19 protein-coding genes and 3 pseudogenes are annotated in these 18,658 nt (G+C 60.6%); 14 read left to right on the top strand and 8 right to left on the bottom strand.

Features of this window, described 5'->3' with window-relative positions; translation table 11 throughout:
- Positions 1 to 298: 298 nt before the first annotated feature.
- Genes LIY36_RS14705 through LIY36_RS14680 form a run of 6 tightly spaced genes read left to right on the top strand, consistent with a single transcriptional unit; the run spans position 299 to position 3,300 of the window.
- Positions 299 to 946: a hypothetical protein gene (locus LIY36_RS14705; protein ID WP_226456094.1), complete on the top strand. Its 648-nt coding sequence runs from the start codon at positions 299 to 301 to the stop codon at positions 944 to 946.
- 20 nt (positions 947 to 966) lie between these two features.
- Positions 967 to 1,782, top strand: coding sequence for a phage tail protein (locus LIY36_RS14700; protein ID WP_226456093.1), 816 nt, complete (start codon positions 967 to 969; stop codon positions 1,780 to 1,782).
- Positions 1,779 to 2,108 (top strand): hypothetical protein, encoded by a 330-nt coding sequence (locus LIY36_RS14695; RefSeq protein WP_226456092.1) that lies wholly within the window; start codon positions 1,779 to 1,781, stop codon positions 2,106 to 2,108. The genes LIY36_RS14700 and LIY36_RS14695 overlap by 4 nt, the downstream gene beginning before the upstream one ends.
- Positions 2,105 to 2,344: a hypothetical protein gene (locus LIY36_RS14690; protein WP_226456091.1), complete on the top strand. Its 240-nt coding sequence runs from the start codon at positions 2,105 to 2,107 to the stop codon at positions 2,342 to 2,344. The genes LIY36_RS14695 and LIY36_RS14690 overlap by 4 nt, the downstream gene beginning before the upstream one ends.
- A gap of 57 nt (positions 2,345 to 2,401) precedes the next feature.
- Positions 2,402 to 2,827 carry a structural protein gene (locus tag LIY36_RS14685; protein ID WP_226456090.1) on the top strand — a complete coding sequence of 142 codons (426 nt, stop codon included), beginning with the start codon at positions 2,402 to 2,404 and terminating at the stop codon, positions 2,825 to 2,827.
- Complete coding sequence (locus LIY36_RS14680) at positions 2,824 to 3,300, top strand: DUF2514 family protein (protein WP_226456089.1); 477 nt, start codon at positions 2,824 to 2,826, stop codon at positions 3,298 to 3,300. The genes LIY36_RS14685 and LIY36_RS14680 overlap by 4 nt, the downstream gene beginning before the upstream one ends.
- A gap of 597 nt (positions 3,301 to 3,897) precedes the next feature.
- On the opposite strand, the gene LIY36_RS14675 is transcribed toward LIY36_RS14680, so the two are convergent.
- Together LIY36_RS14675 and LIY36_RS14670 are read right to left on the bottom strand one after the other, a co-directional pair.
- Positions 3,898 to 5,082, bottom strand: a complete 1,185-nt coding sequence (locus tag LIY36_RS14675; RefSeq protein ID WP_226456088.1) for a tyrosine-type recombinase/integrase — start codon at positions 5,080 to 5,082, stop codon at positions 3,898 to 3,900.
- A gap of 258 nt (positions 5,083 to 5,340) precedes the next feature.
- Positions 5,341 to 6,420 (bottom strand): patatin-like phospholipase family protein, encoded by a 1,080-nt coding sequence (locus tag LIY36_RS14670; protein ID WP_226456087.1) that lies wholly within the window; start codon positions 6,418 to 6,420, stop codon positions 5,341 to 5,343.
- 159 nt (positions 6,421 to 6,579) lie between these two features.
- Between LIY36_RS14670 and LIY36_RS14665 the strand changes: the two genes are divergently transcribed.
- The 4 genes from LIY36_RS14665 to LIY36_RS14650 are packed head-to-tail and all read left to right on the top strand — an operon-like array spanning position 6,580 to position 9,174.
- Positions 6,580 to 6,879 (top strand): PepSY domain-containing protein, encoded by a 300-nt coding sequence (locus tag LIY36_RS14665; protein ID WP_226456086.1) that lies wholly within the window; start codon positions 6,580 to 6,582, stop codon positions 6,877 to 6,879.
- Entirely contained in the window at positions 6,879 to 7,190 is a 312-nt protein-coding gene (locus tag LIY36_RS14660; RefSeq protein ID WP_192300326.1) for a PepSY domain-containing protein, read from the top strand. The genes LIY36_RS14665 and LIY36_RS14660 overlap by 1 nt, the downstream gene beginning before the upstream one ends.
- Positions 7,190 to 7,858, top strand: a complete 669-nt coding sequence (locus LIY36_RS14655) for a response regulator transcription factor (protein ID WP_226456085.1) — start codon at positions 7,190 to 7,192, stop codon at positions 7,856 to 7,858. Before LIY36_RS14660 ends, LIY36_RS14655 begins: the two co-directional genes overlap by 1 nt.
- The gene (locus LIY36_RS14650; RefSeq protein ID WP_226456084.1) at positions 7,855 to 9,174 is read left to right on the top strand and encodes a sensor histidine kinase; all 1,320 of its coding nucleotides are present in this window, start codon (positions 7,855 to 7,857) and stop codon (positions 9,172 to 9,174) included. The genes LIY36_RS14655 and LIY36_RS14650 overlap by 4 nt, the downstream gene beginning before the upstream one ends.
- Before the next feature lie 159 nt (positions 9,175 to 9,333).
- On the opposite strand, the pseudogene LIY36_RS27850 reads toward LIY36_RS14650, so the two are convergent.
- Positions 9,334 to 9,843, bottom strand: a pseudogene (locus LIY36_RS27850) (methyl-accepting chemotaxis protein); the annotation flags it as partial.
- A 348-nt stretch (positions 9,844 to 10,191) separates the two neighbouring features.
- A pseudogene (locus LIY36_RS27845) lies at positions 10,192 to 10,338 on the bottom strand (HAMP domain-containing protein); the annotation flags it as partial.
- A gap of 1,481 nt (positions 10,339 to 11,819) precedes the next feature.
- Between LIY36_RS27845 and LIY36_RS14640 the strand changes: the two are divergent.
- From LIY36_RS14640 to LIY36_RS27835, 3 genes and pseudogenes are all read left to right on the top strand, one after another.
- Positions 11,820 to 13,139 (top strand): Na+/H+ antiporter family protein, encoded by a 1,320-nt coding sequence (locus LIY36_RS14640; protein WP_226456185.1) that lies wholly within the window; start codon positions 11,820 to 11,822, stop codon positions 13,137 to 13,139.
- A gap of 201 nt (positions 13,140 to 13,340) precedes the next feature.
- A pseudogene (locus LIY36_RS27840) lies at positions 13,341 to 14,162 on the top strand (cache domain-containing protein); the annotation flags it as partial.
- A gap of 36 nt (positions 14,163 to 14,198) precedes the next feature.
- Positions 14,199 to 15,020, top strand: a complete 822-nt coding sequence (locus LIY36_RS27835) for a methyl-accepting chemotaxis protein (protein WP_442962216.1) — start codon at positions 14,199 to 14,201, stop codon at positions 15,018 to 15,020.
- A 28-nt stretch (positions 15,021 to 15,048) separates the two neighbouring features.
- On the opposite strand, the gene trhP is transcribed toward LIY36_RS27835, so the two are convergent.
- Complete coding sequence (gene trhP, locus LIY36_RS14630) at positions 15,049 to 16,362, bottom strand: prephenate-dependent tRNA uridine(34) hydroxylase TrhP (RefSeq protein WP_192300331.1); 1,314 nt, start codon at positions 16,360 to 16,362, stop codon at positions 15,049 to 15,051.
- A 163-nt stretch (positions 16,363 to 16,525) separates the two neighbouring features.
- Here trhP and LIY36_RS14625 point away from each other — a divergent pair, with 163 nt between their 5' ends.
- On the top strand, positions 16,526 to 17,593 hold the full coding sequence (locus tag LIY36_RS14625; RefSeq protein ID WP_226456081.1) for an AI-2E family transporter: 1,068 nt from the start codon (positions 16,526 to 16,528) through the stop codon (positions 17,591 to 17,593).
- Between the two features lie 3 nt (positions 17,594 to 17,596).
- On the opposite strand, the gene LIY36_RS14620 is transcribed toward LIY36_RS14625, so the two are convergent.
- The 3 genes from LIY36_RS14620 to LIY36_RS14610 form a co-directional block, all read right to left on the bottom strand.
- On the bottom strand, positions 17,597 to 17,779 hold the full coding sequence (locus tag LIY36_RS14620; protein WP_226456080.1) for a hypothetical protein: 183 nt from the start codon (positions 17,777 to 17,779) through the stop codon (positions 17,597 to 17,599).
- Between the two features lie 91 nt (positions 17,780 to 17,870).
- Positions 17,871 to 18,065 carry a hypothetical protein gene (locus LIY36_RS14615; protein WP_192300334.1) on the bottom strand — a complete coding sequence of 65 codons (195 nt, stop codon included), beginning with the start codon at positions 18,063 to 18,065 and terminating at the stop codon, positions 17,871 to 17,873.
- Between the two features lie 229 nt (positions 18,066 to 18,294).
- The gene (locus LIY36_RS14610) at positions 18,295 to 18,654 is read right to left on the bottom strand and encodes a hypothetical protein (RefSeq protein WP_122490077.1); all 360 of its coding nucleotides are present in this window, start codon (positions 18,652 to 18,654) and stop codon (positions 18,295 to 18,297) included.
- Positions 18,655 to 18,658 lie beyond the last annotated feature (4 nt).

Here is an 18,658-nt window from a genome sequence, read left to right as displayed (position 1 = left end):
ACGGAACTCTCGAGTTTGATACCAGTTTTTCCACGTATAGAATCGTGCTTTCCGTGCTGGTCTCTTATGCGGGGGCGCCGAGGAGTCAAAAAGAATTTTCTGTTCCTGGGTGTACCCCAAGTAATTCAATTTGCTTCCTGCTGCCAATTAACAATGATACTTCTCAGGTTGCCGACAACAGGCAGCTTGAGTGTCAAATTGGGCAGGAGGTTGCTTATGTTAGAAACTACCTTGCATCTAACCCTAGTGACTCGTACTCACAGGCGACGATGCGATTAATGGTCGCGAGGTGGGCTTGATGGAATATGGTCTATCAGTTGTCAATGATTCAGGCGTGGTATCTCTTGACTCGGGATACGCCAGACTTTGCGTGTTTCACAAGGGTGCTTATACCGCGAACGTAGCCGTCACGTTTCAGAACGCCGTAACTACTCAAGAGCCTCCGCTTGTTTTTATACGACCTCTGAATAACGGGTCATTTATACAGCTGGGCGTTATCTTAGGCGGTTCCGCTGGAGCCTGGAGCAGCGCCACTGTTGTTTCGGGACAAGCTCACTCTGGCGATATATTTGTGGCGGCATTTTCCTCCACGCCTATAACGTCCTATGGTTTCCGTATGTGGGATGCAGAATCTAAGCAGATATTTGATTCAGGCACACAGGCCGTAATTTTTACGCGCTCAGTTCAAAACTGGACTTATACACATACAACCTATAGCTCTCAGGGTTTGCCGACCAATTGGTATTCGATTACGATGGACTACACTCTTGGCGATTATCTCATGATAAACAATGCAAGAATGCCAATGATGGGAGCAAATAACGAGTCCCGCGGTACGGGACTTAGATACGATTTTGCATCGTCCGTTTTGAGATTCAGTGTTACAACAGTTTCAAATCCATTTTACCTATTGCTCCAAGCCGTATTTGGTAAGATTGCTACATAATACGCAACGCTTATATCTATTTGATTCGCTATGCCGCGCTAAGCGGATTTTTTTATTGTCTGGAGAAAAACATGCCATGGTATAGAGCCGGCACCGTTGCTGTAACTTTGAATTCCAATACCGTTACAGGCACCGGCACATCCTTTGTCGCCAACTGCCGAGTAGGCGACGCGTTTCTCGGTCCTGATGGCGGCTGGTACGAGGTCACCAACGTTGTCAGCAATACGGTGCTTTCGATCTCACCGAATTATCGTGGAGCGACGAACGCGGCGGGGGGCTACTCCCTCACGCCTGTGCAGGGTTACACCAAGGACCTGGCAGATCAGGCCCGGGCGATGATTCAGCAGTGGGGCGGTACTCTGGCTGGTCTGGGCTCGGTGTCCACCGAGAATGTTGTGCCCGTCACAAAGGGGGGTACTGGATCAACGACAGCTGCAGGCGCCGGCGCCGCGCTCGGCCTGAAAACTGGTGCATATGCTGATCTGGTCGGCATCGTGACGTCTGGCGCGATATTCGAAACAGGTACAAACGCAAACGGTACCTACATCCGATTCGCAGATGGCACGCAGATCTGCTTTGGATTGGTTACGCGCACCTGTGCTGTAACGAACGTAACCGGGTCGCTTTTCTACGGTTACGCGGCGACGATTACCTTCCCATCTGCCTTTATCGCTGCGCCGACATTTATGTGCCAGTCCTACAGTTCAGGGGTTCTAACATGGGACGGTAATGGTGGCAGTACGACAAGCCTTGGCGTGCCTATGATGCTTTCGTCTGCCTCCGTGGCCTCTCGCAATTTCAGCTGCAATTACTTGGCGATAGGTAAATGGAAATGATCATTAACCTGGTATCAACCCGTTCCGATGCGAGTCTGGAAATCTTCAAGCGCGGCGATTCGCTGACCATCAATGGTGTTGCTCTTGATTTCGGCCCCCTGCCGGACGGGGCAACGCTTCCTGCCGAAGCCGTGGATTGTGAATGGATCAACGACGCCGTCGAGCGTGTGAATGGGAACCTGATCGTAACGATCACCATGCCCGTCGGCCCGTGCGGAGGCCAGGCCTCATGGTACCCGGCCAGTATCACGAACCCGCCGGAAGGGCGCGTTTCGCTCCCAACAGACTTTGATCAGAAACCAGCACTCCAGGAGATCGCGCAATGATCGACTTCAGCCAGGCAGTGACCGCCGAACAGAAGCGCGCTGTCGAATATCAGTCCTCCCTTGCAACCGCCCACTCTCAGCGCCGCGCAGCCTATCAGCAAGAGTCTGATCCACTGAGACTTGAGATCGCCTACGACGCGCTTGTTCAAGGTGCTGTGCCGGACTTTTCCGCCTGGGTTGAGTTGGTGACGACAATCAAGGCGCGCTACCCGCTCCCGGCCCCGATTGAAGCTTGACGCTCAAACCGCATCCACACCCGCCATGAGCGGGTATTTTTTTGTCTGGAGAAAAGCATGCCGACCACCGAAACCCGTGGGGTGCGCAACCGCAACCCCGGCAACATCGACTACAACCCCGTCAACCAATGGCAGGGCCAACTCAAGCCAGACCCAGCCATCGAGAAGCGCTTCGCCCGGTTCGACACTGCCGAGAACGGTATCCGCGCCCTGGGCAAGTTGCTGCTGACCTATCAGCGCAAGCACGGACTGAAGACGGTGAAGGCCATCATCAGTCGCTGGGCACCGGCGGTGGAGAACGATACCGCTGCCTACGTGCGCGCCGTGGAGGCGAACACCGGCACCCGGCCTGGGGCGGATGTCGACCTGACCCAGGCGCTGGTGATGGCTGGCTTCGTCAAGGCGATCATCCATCACGAGAACGCCGGGTATGCCTATCCCGACGCGGTGCTGGCGGAAGGCGTGCGGCGGGCGTTGGCATGACGTCCTGGCAGATCTTGGTCGCGATCCTGCTGGCGATGGTGATCAGCGCCGGCGGCACCTGGCAGGTGCAGGACTGGCGCTACGGCGAACAGTTGGCAGAGATCGAGCGGGACCATGCCGTCGCACTCAAAGGCGCCGGCGACGAGGCCAGGAAAGAAGAACAACGCCGCCAGGCGTCAGTGAACAAGGAGGCAAGCAATGCGCGAGAACAGAACAAGGCTGCAGCTGTGGATGCTGGCACCGCTGATGCTGCTGGTGACCGGCTGCATGTCGAAGCCACCCAGTTTGCCGCCACTGCCTGCGGCGATTCCGGAGCTGCCCAGCGAGGCGCGTCAGCCACCCGCGCCGCAATGGTGCTCTCCGACCTGCTCCAACGGGCTGACAAAAGAGCGGGAGAGTTGGCGGTCGCGTATGACCGCGCCAGAATAGCTGGACTTGCTTGTGAGCGAAGCTTTGATTCGATGCGTCAATAAGGGATTGTGTTCTCTCGGCAGGACGCCGTTGGAGGGGGGGGCCGTGATTGCGTTAAGGGCTCGTCACGGCTGAGCCCAAGGCATTTCCCAATATGTATCAGGAAATTGTCCAGATCGTAGTTAGGGAAATAAACGAGAATACAAACCCGACAACCAGAGTAACTTGGGCCACTGTCACAGACGAAGAAACTAAATTTTCTCTGTAGAATCGCTTGATCTTAGAGTCGCTCACTCCGAGCTTTCTGAAGTACTCTGCCTCAGCTCTTAGCCCCGATAACACTAAAAAAAGCGATATTAACAGAGCGATTTTGAAAGAAATTATAAGCCCAACTGCATACATGCGACGTCCCTATTCTCTATCTATCATCCCCTTACACCATGAGGATTGTGTGGGTATGGTATCGCTATCTTTTGCTAAGTACAACGGCGTCTTTGTTGGTCGCTCCGTTGATTCTCTGACCCTTTGGCGCCTTCTCTATGGCGCTTGGTTATTTCCGCCGGCCTGCCTTGCCTGCGACAGCGGGGCGATTCTACAAGCGAACGCAGGATGTGTCAGGTTTGTGGGTTGGTGTTCGTCGGCAGGACGCCGGGGAGGACTTATGCGCCGCTTTCTTCAGATGACACCGTATCGGCCCACTCCTGCATCATCTCCCGCCTCTGCTCCAGATATGCGGCGTGGTTGTACACATCACGAATGAAACTGCTGTCCGCATGGGCGAGCTGCCGCTCGATCCAGTCGCGGTTATATCCGCGTCCGTTCATTTCTGTGGAGAACAGGTGGCGGAACCCATGGGGTGACTGCTTGCCAGTCAACCCGCACAGGTCCATGACGTTGTTGGCATAGTTGGTGCCGATGGGCGCAGTAGGATCACTGCGATTCGTGAATACATAGCGTTGACCGCCAGTGATGGGCAGCATGCTTTTCAGTAGGGCCACGGCCTGGGTCGGCAGTGGGACGGCGTGTTCTCGTCGCGCCTTCATCTTCGGGGCTGGGGTTGTCCAGGTGGCGGCATCAAGATCAATCTCCGACCACTCGGCGTGCCTAACCTCGCCAGGGCGGGAGGCTGTATAGATCATCAGCATGATTGCCGAGCGCAGCTGATGACCTGAAACGCACTGCTGAATGGTGGCTATGGTCTTCGGAAGCTCGCTGAAGGGAAGGAACGGGTGCGGCCTGTTCTGCGCGCCTTTCTCTGTGACGGCGTGCATTTCGGCGGTTGGGTTTGCTTCAATGAGTCCAACGGCAATCGCGTAGCTGAACACCTGGCCCATACGCTGCCTGACCTTCACCGCTGTGACCACGGAGCCGCGCTTTTCTATGCGCCGTATCAGGCTGATAACGTCGGCACGCTTGATGCTATCGATCTGTCGGGGGCCAAAGGTTGGCAGCACGTCGAGTTCCATCAGGTTGCTGATGATGCGATATGTGCCCGGCGAGATGCTTCCATTCCTGAAGGCCAGCCATTCGTCGTACACCTTGCGGAACGTCCGGCCACCAGCCTCTATCAATCCTGCCTTTTTTTCCTTTCTTGATTCGCGCGGGTCTATTCCGCGCGCAATATCTTCCCGCGACTCATCTCGCTGTGATCGCGCGTCCTTCAGGCCCGTTTCCGGGTAGGTTCCAAACGAAATCCTTGCCTGTTTGCCAAGCCACGTAAAACGAAAGTGCCAGCTCTTGATGCCGCTGGTAGCCACATATAGAGAAAGCCCCAGAGAGTCGGGGAGGGTGTATGCCTTATCCTTCGGCTTTGCCTGCCTGGCTGCGGTGTCCGTGAGCGCCACTAGTACATCCTCTCAAAACTATTCCTGATGTACTGGATAATGTACTAACCAAGTCGCATTGGGAAGGTATTGAGTGGTACGCGATGATACGCGGATGGCTTTGGATGCGGGGTTTTAAGGGGGTGTTTGATACTGGAGGGTTTTAGGCGGGAGGCTACCGTGGAATCTTTGAAGATTTCCACAGTATTTTCAGCTCGGTCAGGTATCTGGCAGGCGGCGAGTTTAACAGCTTGACCCGCCGCCGCGCATACCGCTGGGTCAAAGGGCGTGCAGGTGCTCGCCCAATTGGTCGTTATCGGCCAGTGTCAGAAATTCATCCCCCAGCCGCCGGCTCTCGCTCATCGCGGTTTGCCAGTATTTGTTGCGGCTCGCGTCATCGCCCATGAAGCGCTTGAAGTCGCTGCGGTCCGGCAGCTTGCCGTGGGGCAGGCGAGCCAGGTAGTCCCGGGACGGGGCGAGCAGCAACACGTCCTGCAAGCCGGTTGGGTTGCTGCGCCGCCATGGCAGGCCTTTGTCGAACCAGCCGGGGATGACCCGGTCGGTGAAGTGCGGGTACAGCACGATGTCGTCGCCGTGGTAGGGCAGGTCGAGGTGGTAGTCCAGCAGGCCGCCGTCGCGGTAGGTGCCGGCGCCGGCACCGGGCAGGTCGCGCACGCCTTGCATGACCATGGGGATCGAGCCGGAGGCAAGCAGGGCCTGGCGCAGGTTGCCGAGTTCCAGGGCCAGGAAGCGCGACGGGAAATCCTGCAGCGGATGCACGGGTGGCGCCTGGCGCGGGTCATGGATGATCAACCGCTCGAAATGCCGCGACAACCGCGCACGGCCGCGCAGGTTATCGGCGATCACCGACGACAGGCCCAGCCCGAGGCGCCCGCGGTGGTCATCGGCGAGCAGGCCGTGGCTCTTGACCACCATGATGTTCAGGCGGTAGTCCGGGTTGTCCAGCACCCGTGCATCGCGTCCGGCCAGCAGATCGTCGAGCATGCGCTGGCAGCTCTGGCTGACTTCGGCCATGGTCACGCCCTTGGCGAAACGCTGCTCGTTGTACAAGCGGCCGAGGTCGAGCAGGCCTTGCACCGGGTCGGGCAGGCAGGCGCTGGCAAACCGCCAGGAGCCGATCGACGCGCCGATCAGCGCTCGTTCGCGGGGCGCACGCGCCAGCCAATCGCCAAACAGTGCCAGGTCCAGGCCCTGGATACCCAGCGCCTTGGGCCCACCGGCTGCGCCAGGCAGGATGCCGACGTCGGCCGGCTTGAGGCCTTGTTCACGAATACGCGTAAAGGCCCGCTTACCGGCCTTGAGGGTCAGGGCGGGAAACTTGATGTGGATGGCTGTCATACCGGTCTCTGTTGAAGCGAGCGGGGCAGTATAGGAAATCTCGCACGATGATGGGTAAAGAGGCTTGTCGGCAATTGCCATGGTGGCAATTCAGTTTCAGTTAAGTTGCTGCAGGTAGGGTGGCCGGCGTAGGAAAACACCTTGAAACGGAGACTCCCTATGAAGCGCCTCACAGTGCTGGTCGCCGCTATCACCGCCGTCGTGGCGGCACAGGCGGGTGCAGTGGACCCCGACAAAACGCTGAAATTGCCCGGCACTGTTACTATTGTCGCCTTTGACCAGTTGGAGGCCACGGCCTTGGCGCTGCATCCCGGTTCAACCGTGCTCGACACCGACCTGGACGAGGAATACGGCAGGTACCTCTACCAGGTCGAGCTGCAAGACCCCAACGGCATTGAATGGGACGTTGAATTGGACGCGCTGACCGGGCATGTCCTCAAGAATCATCAGGAAACGTAATGAAGGTATATCGACGCGCCGGCAGTGCAGTTGCGCTGGCCCTGCTGGTTTTTTGCTCAAGCCTGACGGCCCGCGACCTGGATCAGGACGAAGCCTTGGCACTGCGCCAGCAAGGGGTGATCCTGCCGCTGGAGCAGTTGCTGCAACAAGCCATGGCGCGTCACCCCGGCTCGCGTTTGCTGGAGGCCGAGCTTGAGAAAAAGCACGGCCAGTACGCCTATGAAGTGGAACTGGTCACCGCGGCGGGCGTGGTGCGCGAGATCAAGCTGGACGCCAGCACGGGTGTGCTGATCAAAGACGAGGAAGACTGATGCGCCTGCTTCTGGTGGAAGACAACGTCCCGCTGGCCGACGAGTTACTGGCTGGCCTGCAGCGCCAGGGGTATGCCGTCGACTGGCTGGCTGATGGCCGCGACGCAGCGTATCAAGGCCGCAGCGAGCCCTATGACCTGATTATCCTCGACCTCGGTCTGCCTGGCCTGCCGGGGCTCGAGGTGCTGGCACAATGGCGTGCAGCCGCCTTGTCCATCCCGGTGCTGATCCTTACCGCCCGCGATTCCTGGGCCGAGCGCATCGAAGGGCTCAAGGCCGGTGCCGACGACTACCTGAGCAAACCCTTTCACCCGGAAGAACTTTACTTGCGCATCCAGGCGCTGTTGCGCCGCGCCCACGGCCACGCCAACCAACCCACCTTGCAAGCCGCCGGCTTGCACCTGGATGAAGGGCGCCAGTGCGTGCTGCGCGATGGCGCGGAGATTCAACTGACCGCCGCCGAATTCCGCCTGCTGCGCTACTTCATGTTGCACCCCGAGCAGATCCTGTCGAAAAGCCACCTGGCCGAGCATCTCTATGACGGCGAAACCGAGCGCGACTCGAATGTGCTCGAAGTCCACGTCAACCACCTGCGCCGCAAGTTGGGCCGCAGCGTGATCGAAACCCGGCGCGGCCAGGGTTACCGCTTTGGCGCCAGCCCTGCATGAGGTCGATCCAGCGGCGCCTGAGCCTGGGGTTGGTCAGTGTGATGGTGATCGTCGGCATCGCGTTGGCGCAAACCAGTCTGTGGCTGTTCGAAGCGGGTCTGCAGCGCTACCTGGAATCGGGGCTGCGTAACGACAGTGAAAGCCTGCTGGTCGCGCTGGTGCGTGGCCCGGACGGTTTGGAGTTGCATGAGAAGCGCGTGTCGCCGGCCTATCAGCGGCCGTTTTCCGGGCACTATTTCCGCATTGATTTTGCCGACAAACACTGGCGCTCGCGCTCTTTGTGGGACCAGGACCTGCCGCACCTGCCCGAGGCCGGGCTCAAGGGCAACCTGCAACTGGGACCGGAAGGCCAGCAACTGCTGGTGCTGCGTGAGGACTACAAGCGCTTCGGCCAGTCGATTTCCATCAGCGTGGCCCAGGACTACACGCCGGTGCGCGAAAGCTTTCGCCTGATGCGTCAGATCGGTCTGGTACTGGGCCTGGCCGCCTTGCTGTTGGTGCTGATCCTGCAACGGGTCACGGTGCGTCGCGCCTTGCGCCCGCTGGAAACCGCGCGCAACCAGATCGCCCAGTTGCAACAGGGCCAGCGCTCGCAGCTCGACACCCAGGTGCCACAGGAGCTGGAGCCGCTGGTGGCGCAGATCAACCACTTGCTGGCGCACACCGAGGACAGTCTCAAACGTTCGCGCAATGCCCTGGGCAACCTTGGCCATGCCCTGAAAACCCCGCTGGCGGTGTTGCTGAGTGCGGCTTCCAGCGAGGCGCTCAAGGATCACCCTGAACTCGGCAAACTCCTGCGCGAGCAGTTGGAACAGGTGCAGCAGCGCCTCAACCGCGAACTCAATCGTGCGCGCCTGGCCGGTGAAACCCTGCCTGGCGCTTTGTTCGACTGTGATCAGGAATTGCCGAACCTGCTGGCCACCTTGACCATGATCCACGGCGACCACCTGGACCTGAGCTACCACGCAGCGCCCGGCCTGCACCTGCCGTGGGACCGTGCCGACTTGCTGGAGCTGTTGGGCAACCTGCTGGACAACGCCTGCAAATGGGCAGATGCCGATGTGCGTTTGACCGTCAGCGAAACAGCGCACAGTTTCTGGCTGGCGGTGGACGATGATGGCCCCGGTATCCCCGAAATCCAGCGTGACCAGGTGTTCAGCCGTGGCGCGCGCCTGGACGAACAAATCGATGGACATGGCCTTGGGTTGGGGATCGTGCGGGATATCGTCGAGGTATGGGGCGGGATGTTGCAGTTGCAGGAAAGCGAGTTGGGCGGTCTGAAGGCTTTGATCGAGTTGCCCAAGCGGCAGGGCTGACACAGCACCGATCAAAATGTGGGAGCGGGCTTGCTCGCGAAGGCGGTGGGTCAGACACTGCATCTGTTACTGACCCACCGCCTTCGCGAGCAAGCCCGCTCCCACACAAGCCCGCTCCAACATTAGATTTGTTTAAGGATCAGGGCCGGTGCCGCTCATTCAGACCCGGAACTGATCCATCAAGCCCTGCTGCTGATTCGCCAGGCTGTTCAATGCCTGGCTGACCCGCGCCGATTCGTTGGCCTGTTCCGACAGCGACTCGGTCACATCGCGAATCGTCGCGACGTTGCTGTTGATCTCTTCGGCCACCGCGCTTTGCTCTTCGGCGGCGCTGGCGATTTGCAGGTTCATGTCGCTGATCACCGTGACCGCCTCGCCGATCTGGCGCAGGGCGGTGACGGCCTGGCCGACCTGTTCGACGCTGCCCTGGGCCTGGCGATAGCTGTTGCCCATGGACCCCACCACTTCCTCGGTGCCGCTTTGCAGGTGTTCGATCACCAGGCGGGTTTCTTCCACCGATTCCTGGGTACGGCGTGCCAGGTTGCGCACTTCGTCGGCCACTACCGCAAACCCACGACCGGCTTCGCCGGCGCGGGCGGCTTCGATGGCGGCGTTGAGGGCCAGCAGGTTGGTCTGCTCGGCAATGCCGCGAATCACTTCGAGCACCGAGCCGATTTTCTCGCTGTTGGCGGCCAAGCCTTCGACCTGGGCCATGGCGGTGCTCATGTCGGCCGCCAGGTTGCCAATGTTGGTGGTGGTGCGGTCGATCACGGTCAGCCCTTCGCGGGTGGCCTGGTCGGCATCGCGGGCCGCTTGCGCCGCTTGGGCCGCGCTGCGGGCGACGTCCTGGGCGGTGGCGCTCATTTCGTGGGAAGCGGTGGCCACTTGGTCGACCTGGCGATACTGCTGCTCCATGCCGGCGCTGGTTTGCGTTGCAATCGCGGCGGATTGGTCGGCGGTGCCACGGGCGTCCTGCACCGAGCGCTTCACCTCGGCGATGATCGGTTGCAGTTTGTCGAGGAAACGGTTGAACCAGCCGGCCAGTTGGCCGAGTTCGTCCTGTTTGTCGTAGGCCAGGCGACGGGTCAGGTCGCCTTCGCCGCTGGCGATGTCTTCAAGCATGTGCGCCACGCCGAGGATCGGCCGGGTCACGCTGCGGGCCATCAGCCACACCAGGATCAGGCCGACGACCGCTGCCAACAAGCCCAGGCCCAGCTCCAGCAAGGTGCCCCTGGCATTGTCGGCATCCAGCTGCGTTTTCAGTGCTTCGGCGGGAGCGACCAGGACTTTTTCCGGCACATCCAGCAACACCCCCCACGATTTGCCATCGGGGATCGGCGCGAAGGGTGCCAGCACCTTGAGTTGGTGGTCGGTGCGCAGGCTACGGATCTGCGTGCCGCTGGCCAAGAAACCGATCAGTTGCGCGCCGCTGGCGCTATCGACCTGATCCAGGCGCTGGCTGAGCTTGCTCGCATCCGGGCTGTAGCCAGCGAGCAGGCCGGTGGCGCTGAGGATGCTGACCTGGGTCTGGCCGTCATACAGCTTGCGGCTGGCCTGCTGGCTCACGGCCTGCAGGCTGTTGAGGTTGATGTCCACCGACAGCGAGGCGACGACTTTACCGTTGACCATCAGCGGGAAAACGATGCTGGTCATCAGCACGTTTTGTCCGTTGATCACATAGAAGTAGGGCTCGATCACACACGGTTTGAGGGTGGTGCGCGGGCAGGTGAACCAGGCGTTGGCTTTTTCACCGCTGGGGCCGATGCTGGTGTCGGCCATATCGCTTTCCGGCAGGGCCATCGACTCCAGTTTGCCGGGGGTTGGCTGCGACCAGTACAAGGCGAAGCGGCCCTTGTCGTTACTGCCCAGCTCGGCCTGGTTGGCGAACAGTTCGTCCTTGCCATCCAGCGCGTTGGCTTCGAACACCAGGGACAGGCCGAGCAGGTCCGGGTTGGCCTGCAATGCGGCCTTGACCTGGCGGGTCAGGTCTTCGCGGGTGTCGAAGGCGTCGAGGAAGCGCTTTTCTGCCTGTTCACGCAAGAACAGCACCTGGCGCGAAAAGCCGTGACCGTATTGATAGGCGTCCATGAACTGGCGACGGATGCCCAGTGCCTGCCCTTCACCCTGGGCCTCGATACGCGCCTGGGCCGCTTCGTCGAGCATCTGCATGCTGGACGCCTTGACCTGCTGCGAACTCTGCTCCATGCGATACAGCGACAGACCCACCAGCAGGGTCACGATTCCCAGCAGGCAAAGGCCGGCGAGCAGGGTGATTTTCCATTGAATGGACAGCTGTCTGAGGGACATCGAGGAGCATCCTTAACCTTAAAACACAGTGAATCAGGCTATCGGCCGATCTTTCTCGATCTTTATTATTTAAACGTTCAATTGAATTTTGCCCTGTAGTGAGCGAGCTTGCTCGCGCCGGGCTGCGTAGCGGCCCCAAAAAAGGCTGGGAGCGCTGCGCACTCCAGCGCGAGCAAACTCGCTCGCTACAAAGCTGGTTTTTTGACATGCAGCCCCACCTGCGGCAAAGTGCGCGCCCTCTAATAAGACCTCCTTCAAGCCTGCACGCTGGCAGCCACCCTTGGCCTGTCTTGGCGCGGGCATGCCTGTTTTTTATGTTTCTGCTTGAGGTATCCATGATTAACGCAGTCATTGCCGCGGTCGGCACCATGCTGGTGCTCAGCCTGTCCCGCGTGCATGTGGTCATCGCCATCATCGTCGGCGCGCTGGTCGGTGGTCTCACCGGCGGGTTGGGCATCGACGCCACGCTCAAGGCCTTCAATGGCGGGTTGGGCGGCGGCGCCACCGTGGCGTTGTCCTACGCCTTGCTCGGCGCGTTCGCCGTGGCCATTGCCAAATCCGGGTTGGCCCACGCCTTGGCCGACAAGGCGCTGATGCTGGTGGACCGCCAGGAAGCCAGCGGCGGCAGCCACGTCAAATGGCTGCTGATCGGCCTGCTGTGGGTGGTGGCAATTGCTTCGCAGAACATCCTGCCGATTCACATCGCGTTTATCCCGTTGCTGGTGCCGCCGCTGCTGTACGTGCTGACCAAGCTGCAACTGGACCGCCGCCTGATCGCCTGTGTGATGACGTTCGGCCTGATCACGCCGTACATGTTCCTGCCGGTGGGTTTTGGCAACATCTTCCTCAACCAGATCCTGCTGGCCAACGTGGCCAAGAGCGGCGTGGACATCAGCCAGGTCAACGTCACCCACGCCATGGGCCTGCCTGCACTGGGCATGGTTGTAGGCCTGCTGGTGGCGGTGTTTGTCAGTTATCGCAAAAAGCGCGTGTACGACCTGGAGAAAATCGAACGGGTCGAACAAGTGGCGGTGCAGTACAACCCGCTGACCCTGCTGGTGGCCGGCCTGGCGATCGCCTCGGCGTTCATCATCCAGCTGTGGCTGGACTCGATGATCATCGGCGCGCTGGTGGGTTTCCTGATCTTTTCGGTGTCGGGCATCGTGCGCTGGAGCGACACCGACGACCTGTTCACCGAAGGCATGAAGATGATGGCGATGATCGGCTTCATCATGATCGCCGCCTCGGGCTTTGCCGAAGTGCTCAAGGCCACCGGCGATGTGCGCTCGCTGGTGCAAGCCTCGGCGGCGTTCATCGGCCATAGTCGTGGCGTCGGTGCGTTGTTGATGCTGTTGGTGGGGGTGTTGGTGACCATGGGCATCGGTTCGTCGTTCTCCACGGTGCCGATCCTGGCGGCGATTTTTGTGCCGTTGTGTGTGCAGTTGGGCTTCAGCCCGATGGCCATCGTCTGCATCGTCGGCACCGCTGGCGCGTTGGGCGATGCTGGTTCGCCCGCGTCGGACTCAACTCTGGGCCCGACCTCCGGCCTGAACATCGACGGCCAACACCACCACATCTGGGACACCGTGGTGCCGACCTTCCTGCACTACAACATTCCGCTGCTGGCCTTCGGCTGGTTGGCCGCAATGACCCTCTAACACCGCTGATTGTAGTGAGCGGGCTTGCCCCGCGCTGGGTGGCGAAGCCGCCCCAACCGGTCCGCCTCGGTGTTTCAGGAGGACCGCGGTGGCTGGATTTAGGGCGGCTTCGCCCCCCAGCGCGGGGCAAGCCCGCTCACTACAGTTATTTCCTGCGCAGCCGTTAACCTCTCAAGTCGCCCCTAATAAGAGAGAAAAACCATGCGTCTGAGCCTGAAGGCCAAAGTCTTGTGCCTAGCTGTCGTGCCGGTGTTGCTGTTTGCCGTGGTCATCAGCCTGACCACGGTGTGGATTCTCCAGGGCCAGGCGCGCAACGAGGTGGATGAAACCCGCCAGCGCCTGCTCAACGACGCCAAGGCCACCCTGCAAAGCTATGTCGAAGTGGCCATGACCACCATCAAGCCGCTCTACGACGCAGCCGCCCCCGGTGATACCGGCGCACGCGCCGAGGTGGTCAAGCTGTTGTCCAACACCAGCTATGGCAAGGACGGCTACTTCTTCGGCTACGACTCCGAGACCATCCGCCTGTTCAAGGGCAACAGCCCCGACGGCGTGGGCAAGAGCTTCAAGGACAACCGCGACCCCAACGGCGTGTACGTCAACCGCGACCTGGTCAAGGTCGGCAAGGACGGCACCCATTACCTGCAATACAGCTCGACCCAGCCGGGGCAGACCGAACTGGTGCCCAAGATGGGCTACACCGAATACCTGCCCAAATGGGACATGGTCATTGGTACATCGGTGAACCTGGACGGTATCGAAGCCCAGGTGGCGGTGGTCGAAGCCAAGGTGAAGACGCGCATGGAAGGCGTGTTGTTGAGCATCCTCGGCGTGGCGGTGGTGGTGCTGCTGGTCATTGCTGCCGTGGGCCTGGTGGTGGCCAATACCATCCTGCGGCCGTTGCACCTGATGAAAGCCAACCTCGATGACATCGCCGCCGGCGAAGGCGATTTGACCCGCCGCCTGGCCATCACCAGCCAGGACGAATTGGGCGATCTGGCCGGGGCGTTCAACCGTTTTGTCGACAAGATCCATGGCCTGGTGCGCCAGATCACTGAAATGACGGCGCAGCTCACCGGGCTGGTCAGCCAGGTTTCCGACCAGGCCCAGCGTTCCGAGCAGGCCATGGAGCGCCAACGCCACGAAACCGATCAGGTGGCGACAGCGATCAATCAGATGTCGTCGGCCGCCCATGAAGTGGCGCGCAGTGCCCAGGGCGCTGCCGTTGCCGCGCAACAGACCGACGCCGAAGGTCAGGCTGCCAAGCGCGTGGTGGACGGCAGCATCGCGCAGATCCACGCGCTGGTCAGCGATATTCGCAGCAGTGGCGTGTCCCTCGACAGCCTGCAACAGGACGTGTCATCGATTGTCAGCGTGCTTGGCGTGATCCGCTCTATCGCCGAACAGACCAACCTGCTGGCACTCAACGCCGCGATCGAAGCCGCACGGGCGGGGGAGGCCGGGCGTGGTTTTGCGGTGGTCGCCGACGAAGTACGCGCCCTGGCCAGCCGCACCCAGACCAGCACCCAGGAAATCCAGGGCATGATCGACCGCCTGCAAAAGGGCACGGAAGCCGCCGTGGATGCGATGCGCCGCTCCAGCGATGCCGGCGACGGCACCTCGGCACAGGCCAACCAGGCCGGCGCGTCCCTGGACACCATGGCGCAGTTGATCGGTACCATCAATTCGATGAACGCGCAGATCGCCAGCGCCGCCGAAGAACAGACGGCCGTAGCCGAAGAGATCAACCGCAGCGTGCATCAGATCGCCGTGGCGGTGGACAGCGTGGCCGACGAGACCCAACTGGGCGCCCAGACCTCGCGCAGCCTGGCGGACCTGGGCCAGCGCTTGGGGCAGTTGGTCGGGCAGTTCCGGATCTGAGCCCGGGCAGCACACAGCCTAGGCCTGTTCAGACATCGCGCATCAACAGACCAAAACGCAGATCCATCTGCGCCGGGACCGGCACATACACCGTGTGCCCGTCCCCCGGCGCCACCTCGACGGCTTCGCCTTTGGCGTTGTGCATCATCTCCAGGTCGAAGTGGAAATTTCCCGCAGGCGTCATCAATTCCAAATGATTGCCTACGGCAAAACGGTTCTTCACCTTCACCTCGGCCAGCTCGCCCCGACGCTCGCCGGTGAATTCCCCGACAAACTGCTGGCGCTCCGAAACTGAACTGCCGTTCTGGTAATTCTGGTATTCGTCGTGCACATGCCGACGCAGGAAGCCTTCGGTGTAGCCGCGTTGCGCCAGGGACTCCAGGTCGGTCATCAGGTTGCGGTCAAATTCACGCCCGGCCACCGCGTCGTCTATCGCCCGGCGGTACACCTGGGTGGTGCGTGCGCAGTAGAAGTGGGACTTGGTACGGCCTTCGATTTTCAGCGAGTGCACGCCCATGTGGGTCAGGCGCTCCACGTGCTGCACCGCGCGCAGGTCCTTGGCGTTCATGATGTAGGTGCCGTGCTCGTCTTCAAAGGCGGGCATCTGCTCGTCGGGACGGTTGGCTTCCTGGAGCAGGAACACCTGGTCGGTCGGTGCGCCGATCCCCAGGGTCGGCTGGAATTGCTGGACGATGTCCCCCGTGGCGTTTTCCACCGCCGGCGTGGCCTGGTATTTCCAGCGGCAGGCATTGGTGCAGGTGCCTTGGTTGGCGTCGCGCTTGTTCATATAGCCAGAGAGCAGGCAGCGCCCGGAATAGGCCATGCACAACGCCCCGTGCACAAACACTTCCAGCTCCATGGCTGGCACCTGTTGGCGGATTTCGCCGATCTCTTCCAGGGACAATTCCCGCGACAGGATCACCCGGCAGATCCCTTGTTGTTGCCAGAACTCCACGCTGGCCCAGTTCACCGTATTGGCCTGCACCGACAGGTGGATCGGCATCTGTGGGAAATGTCGGCGTACCAGCATGATCAGCCCGGGATCGGACATGATCAGCGCGTCCGGGCCCATGGCGATCACGGGGGCCAAGTCCTTGAGGAAGGTCTTCAGCTTGGCGTTGTGCGGTGCGATGTTGACCACCACGTAGAAGCGCTTGCCCAGCGCATGGGCTTCGTCGATGCCGAGGGCCAGGTTGGCATGGTCGAACTCGTTGTTGCGCACCCGCAGGCTGTAGCGCGGCTGGCCGGCGTAGACCGCATCGGCCCCGTAGGCGAAGGCGTAGCGCATGTTCTTCAGGGTGCCGGCAGGGGCGAGCAATTCGGGGGCGATAACAGGGGGCATGGTGAGCACTTGAGTCAAAAAAGTGCGGCAGGGTAGAGCAAGTCGGTCTGTGGTTTATTGATCTGGGTCTAGCCTTGCAACAAAGAGGGCACTCGTGGCACTGGGCGTGGACTAAGCAGCAGGGGCCTACACAGGTCCTCTGTTTTTCTGACATGGACCGGACATGAATCAAACCAACCTGCAATTCAAGACCTTGCTGCTACTGCTGGGCCTGGTGACCATCGCGTTTATCTGGATCTTGCTGCCGTTCTACGGCGCGGTGTTCTGGGCAGTGATCCTCGGCATCATCTTTGCGCCGATGCAGCGCCGTCTGCAGCAGCGCTTTGGCTGGAACCGCAATCTGACGTCCCTGAGTACCTTGACGGTGTGCCTGGTGATCGCGATCTTGCCGGTGATCATCACCAGTGCCTTGCTGGTGCAAGAGGGGGCGACGCTCTATAAAAACATCGAAAGCGGCAAACTGGACGTGGCCGGGTATATCGAGCAGTTCAAGAACTTCCTGCCGCCGTACTTCCAGCACCTGCTGGACCGCTTCGGCATGGGCAACCTGGAAGGGCTGCGCGAGAAGATCGTCAAGAGCGCGATGCAGGGCAGTCAGTTTTTTGCGTCCCAGGCGTTCAGCTTTGGCCAGGGCACGTTTGATTTCCTGGTGAGCTTTTTCATCATGCTGTATCTGCTGTTTTTCCTGTTGCGCGACGGCCCTGATCTGGTGCGCAAAGTGCGCACGGCGGTGCCGTTGGCCGAGCCACAGAAGCGTCGGTTGCAGCTCAAGTTCAATCGGGTGGTGCGTGCCACGGTCAAGGGCAACGTGTTGGTGGCCGTGACCCAAGGTGCGCTGGGCGGGTTGATCTTCTGGTTCCTGGACATTCCCAGCGCTTTGCTCTGGGCGGTGCTGATGGCGTTTCTGTCGCTGTTGCCAGCGGTGGGCGCGGGGATTGTGTGGGGACCGGTGGCCGCCTACTTCCTGTTGAGCGGTTCGATCTGGCAGGGGGTGGTGCTGGCCTTGTTCGGGGTGTTTGTGATCGGGCTGGTGGACAACGTGCTGCGGCCGATCCTGGTGGGCAAGGACACCAAGATGCCGGACTACCTGATCCTGATCTCGACCCTCGGCGGCCTGTCGGTGTTCGGCCTGAACGGGTTCGTGATCGGGCCGCTGGTGGCGGCGTTGTTCATGTCCAGCTGGGCGCTGTTCGTGGAGAGCAAGCCGCGGGTCAAGTTGCCGTTGCCATGAGGCTCAGGCGTGCAGCTTGAAGTTTGACGCATGTTGCAGCTGCGTTTCGGCGGCGGACAATGAAGTGAGCGGGCCGCTGATAGGCTCGCCATCGCGCACCACATACCAGCAGGCCAGCAAGCCCAGCTCACGCAGGGGGGCGGGGACGGCGCTGCCGATGACGGACATGATTTGAACAGTGGGCATAAGAACCTCCAATCGCTATGGACGTCACCTTACGCGGCGCAGGGACCGGGGAAAAATCACCTGTCTCGATAGTGGACATTGACGGGACGCGTCAGTCCACCACTTGATCGAGCATCACCACCACTTCCTGCTCGCTGAGCAAGCCCTTGCGCACCAGGCTTTCTGCGAGCAACGCAAGGAATTTGGCGCTGCGGTGGCCTTCCAGGTGCTTGAGTTCGGTAAGCGCGCTATAGACCTTGCTGGACGTACAGAGGCCAGCGGTATGGTGCGGGTTTTGTGTGGGCATGGTCAGTCGTCCTTGTTGTTATTGGGTGGACAGGCTCGATAGTGAGAGTGTGTCGTGACATAAACATGACAGCGCGAGCCCCGTTCGAGCAAGTAGACAATGGTGTTGATGATGTGCGATTGCGCCTCGACCATTGTCCTCACAGCGACCTTGGCGCGATGAATCCAGACTTTCCATGCAAAAAAAAGGCCCCGCGGGGTGGGCGAGGCCTGTTTCAGACAATTGGCGCTTACCAGCCGCGACCGTAGTAGCCGTGCGGAGGGCCGTAGTAGCCACGCGGAGGACCGTAATAGACCGGCGCCGGGCGGTAGTAGACCTGTTGTTGCACGTACACCGGCGGTGGCGGTGCGTAGTAGACCGGCGGCGGAGCTGCATACACCGGCTGCGGCTGGACGTACACCGGTTGCTGCTGCACATAGACTTCACGCGGCTGGCTGGCGACCACGGAGCCTACGACGGCGGCGCCGACTAAAGCACCCAATACGGCCGGGCCACCCCATCCACCACCACCGTGGGCGGAGGCTTGGCCTGCCATCGCGAGTGCGCCAACCAGCAAGGCGATCTTGGGGATTGTACGAATCATGGTCATTCCT

Source organism: Pseudomonas sp. AF03-9 (assembly GCF_020515815.1).
Classification (GTDB): domain Bacteria; phylum Pseudomonadota; class Gammaproteobacteria; order Pseudomonadales; family Pseudomonadaceae; genus Aquipseudomonas.
The sequence above is the reverse complement of the archived record's forward strand: the minus strand, read 5'-3'. Positions and strand labels throughout refer to the sequence as shown.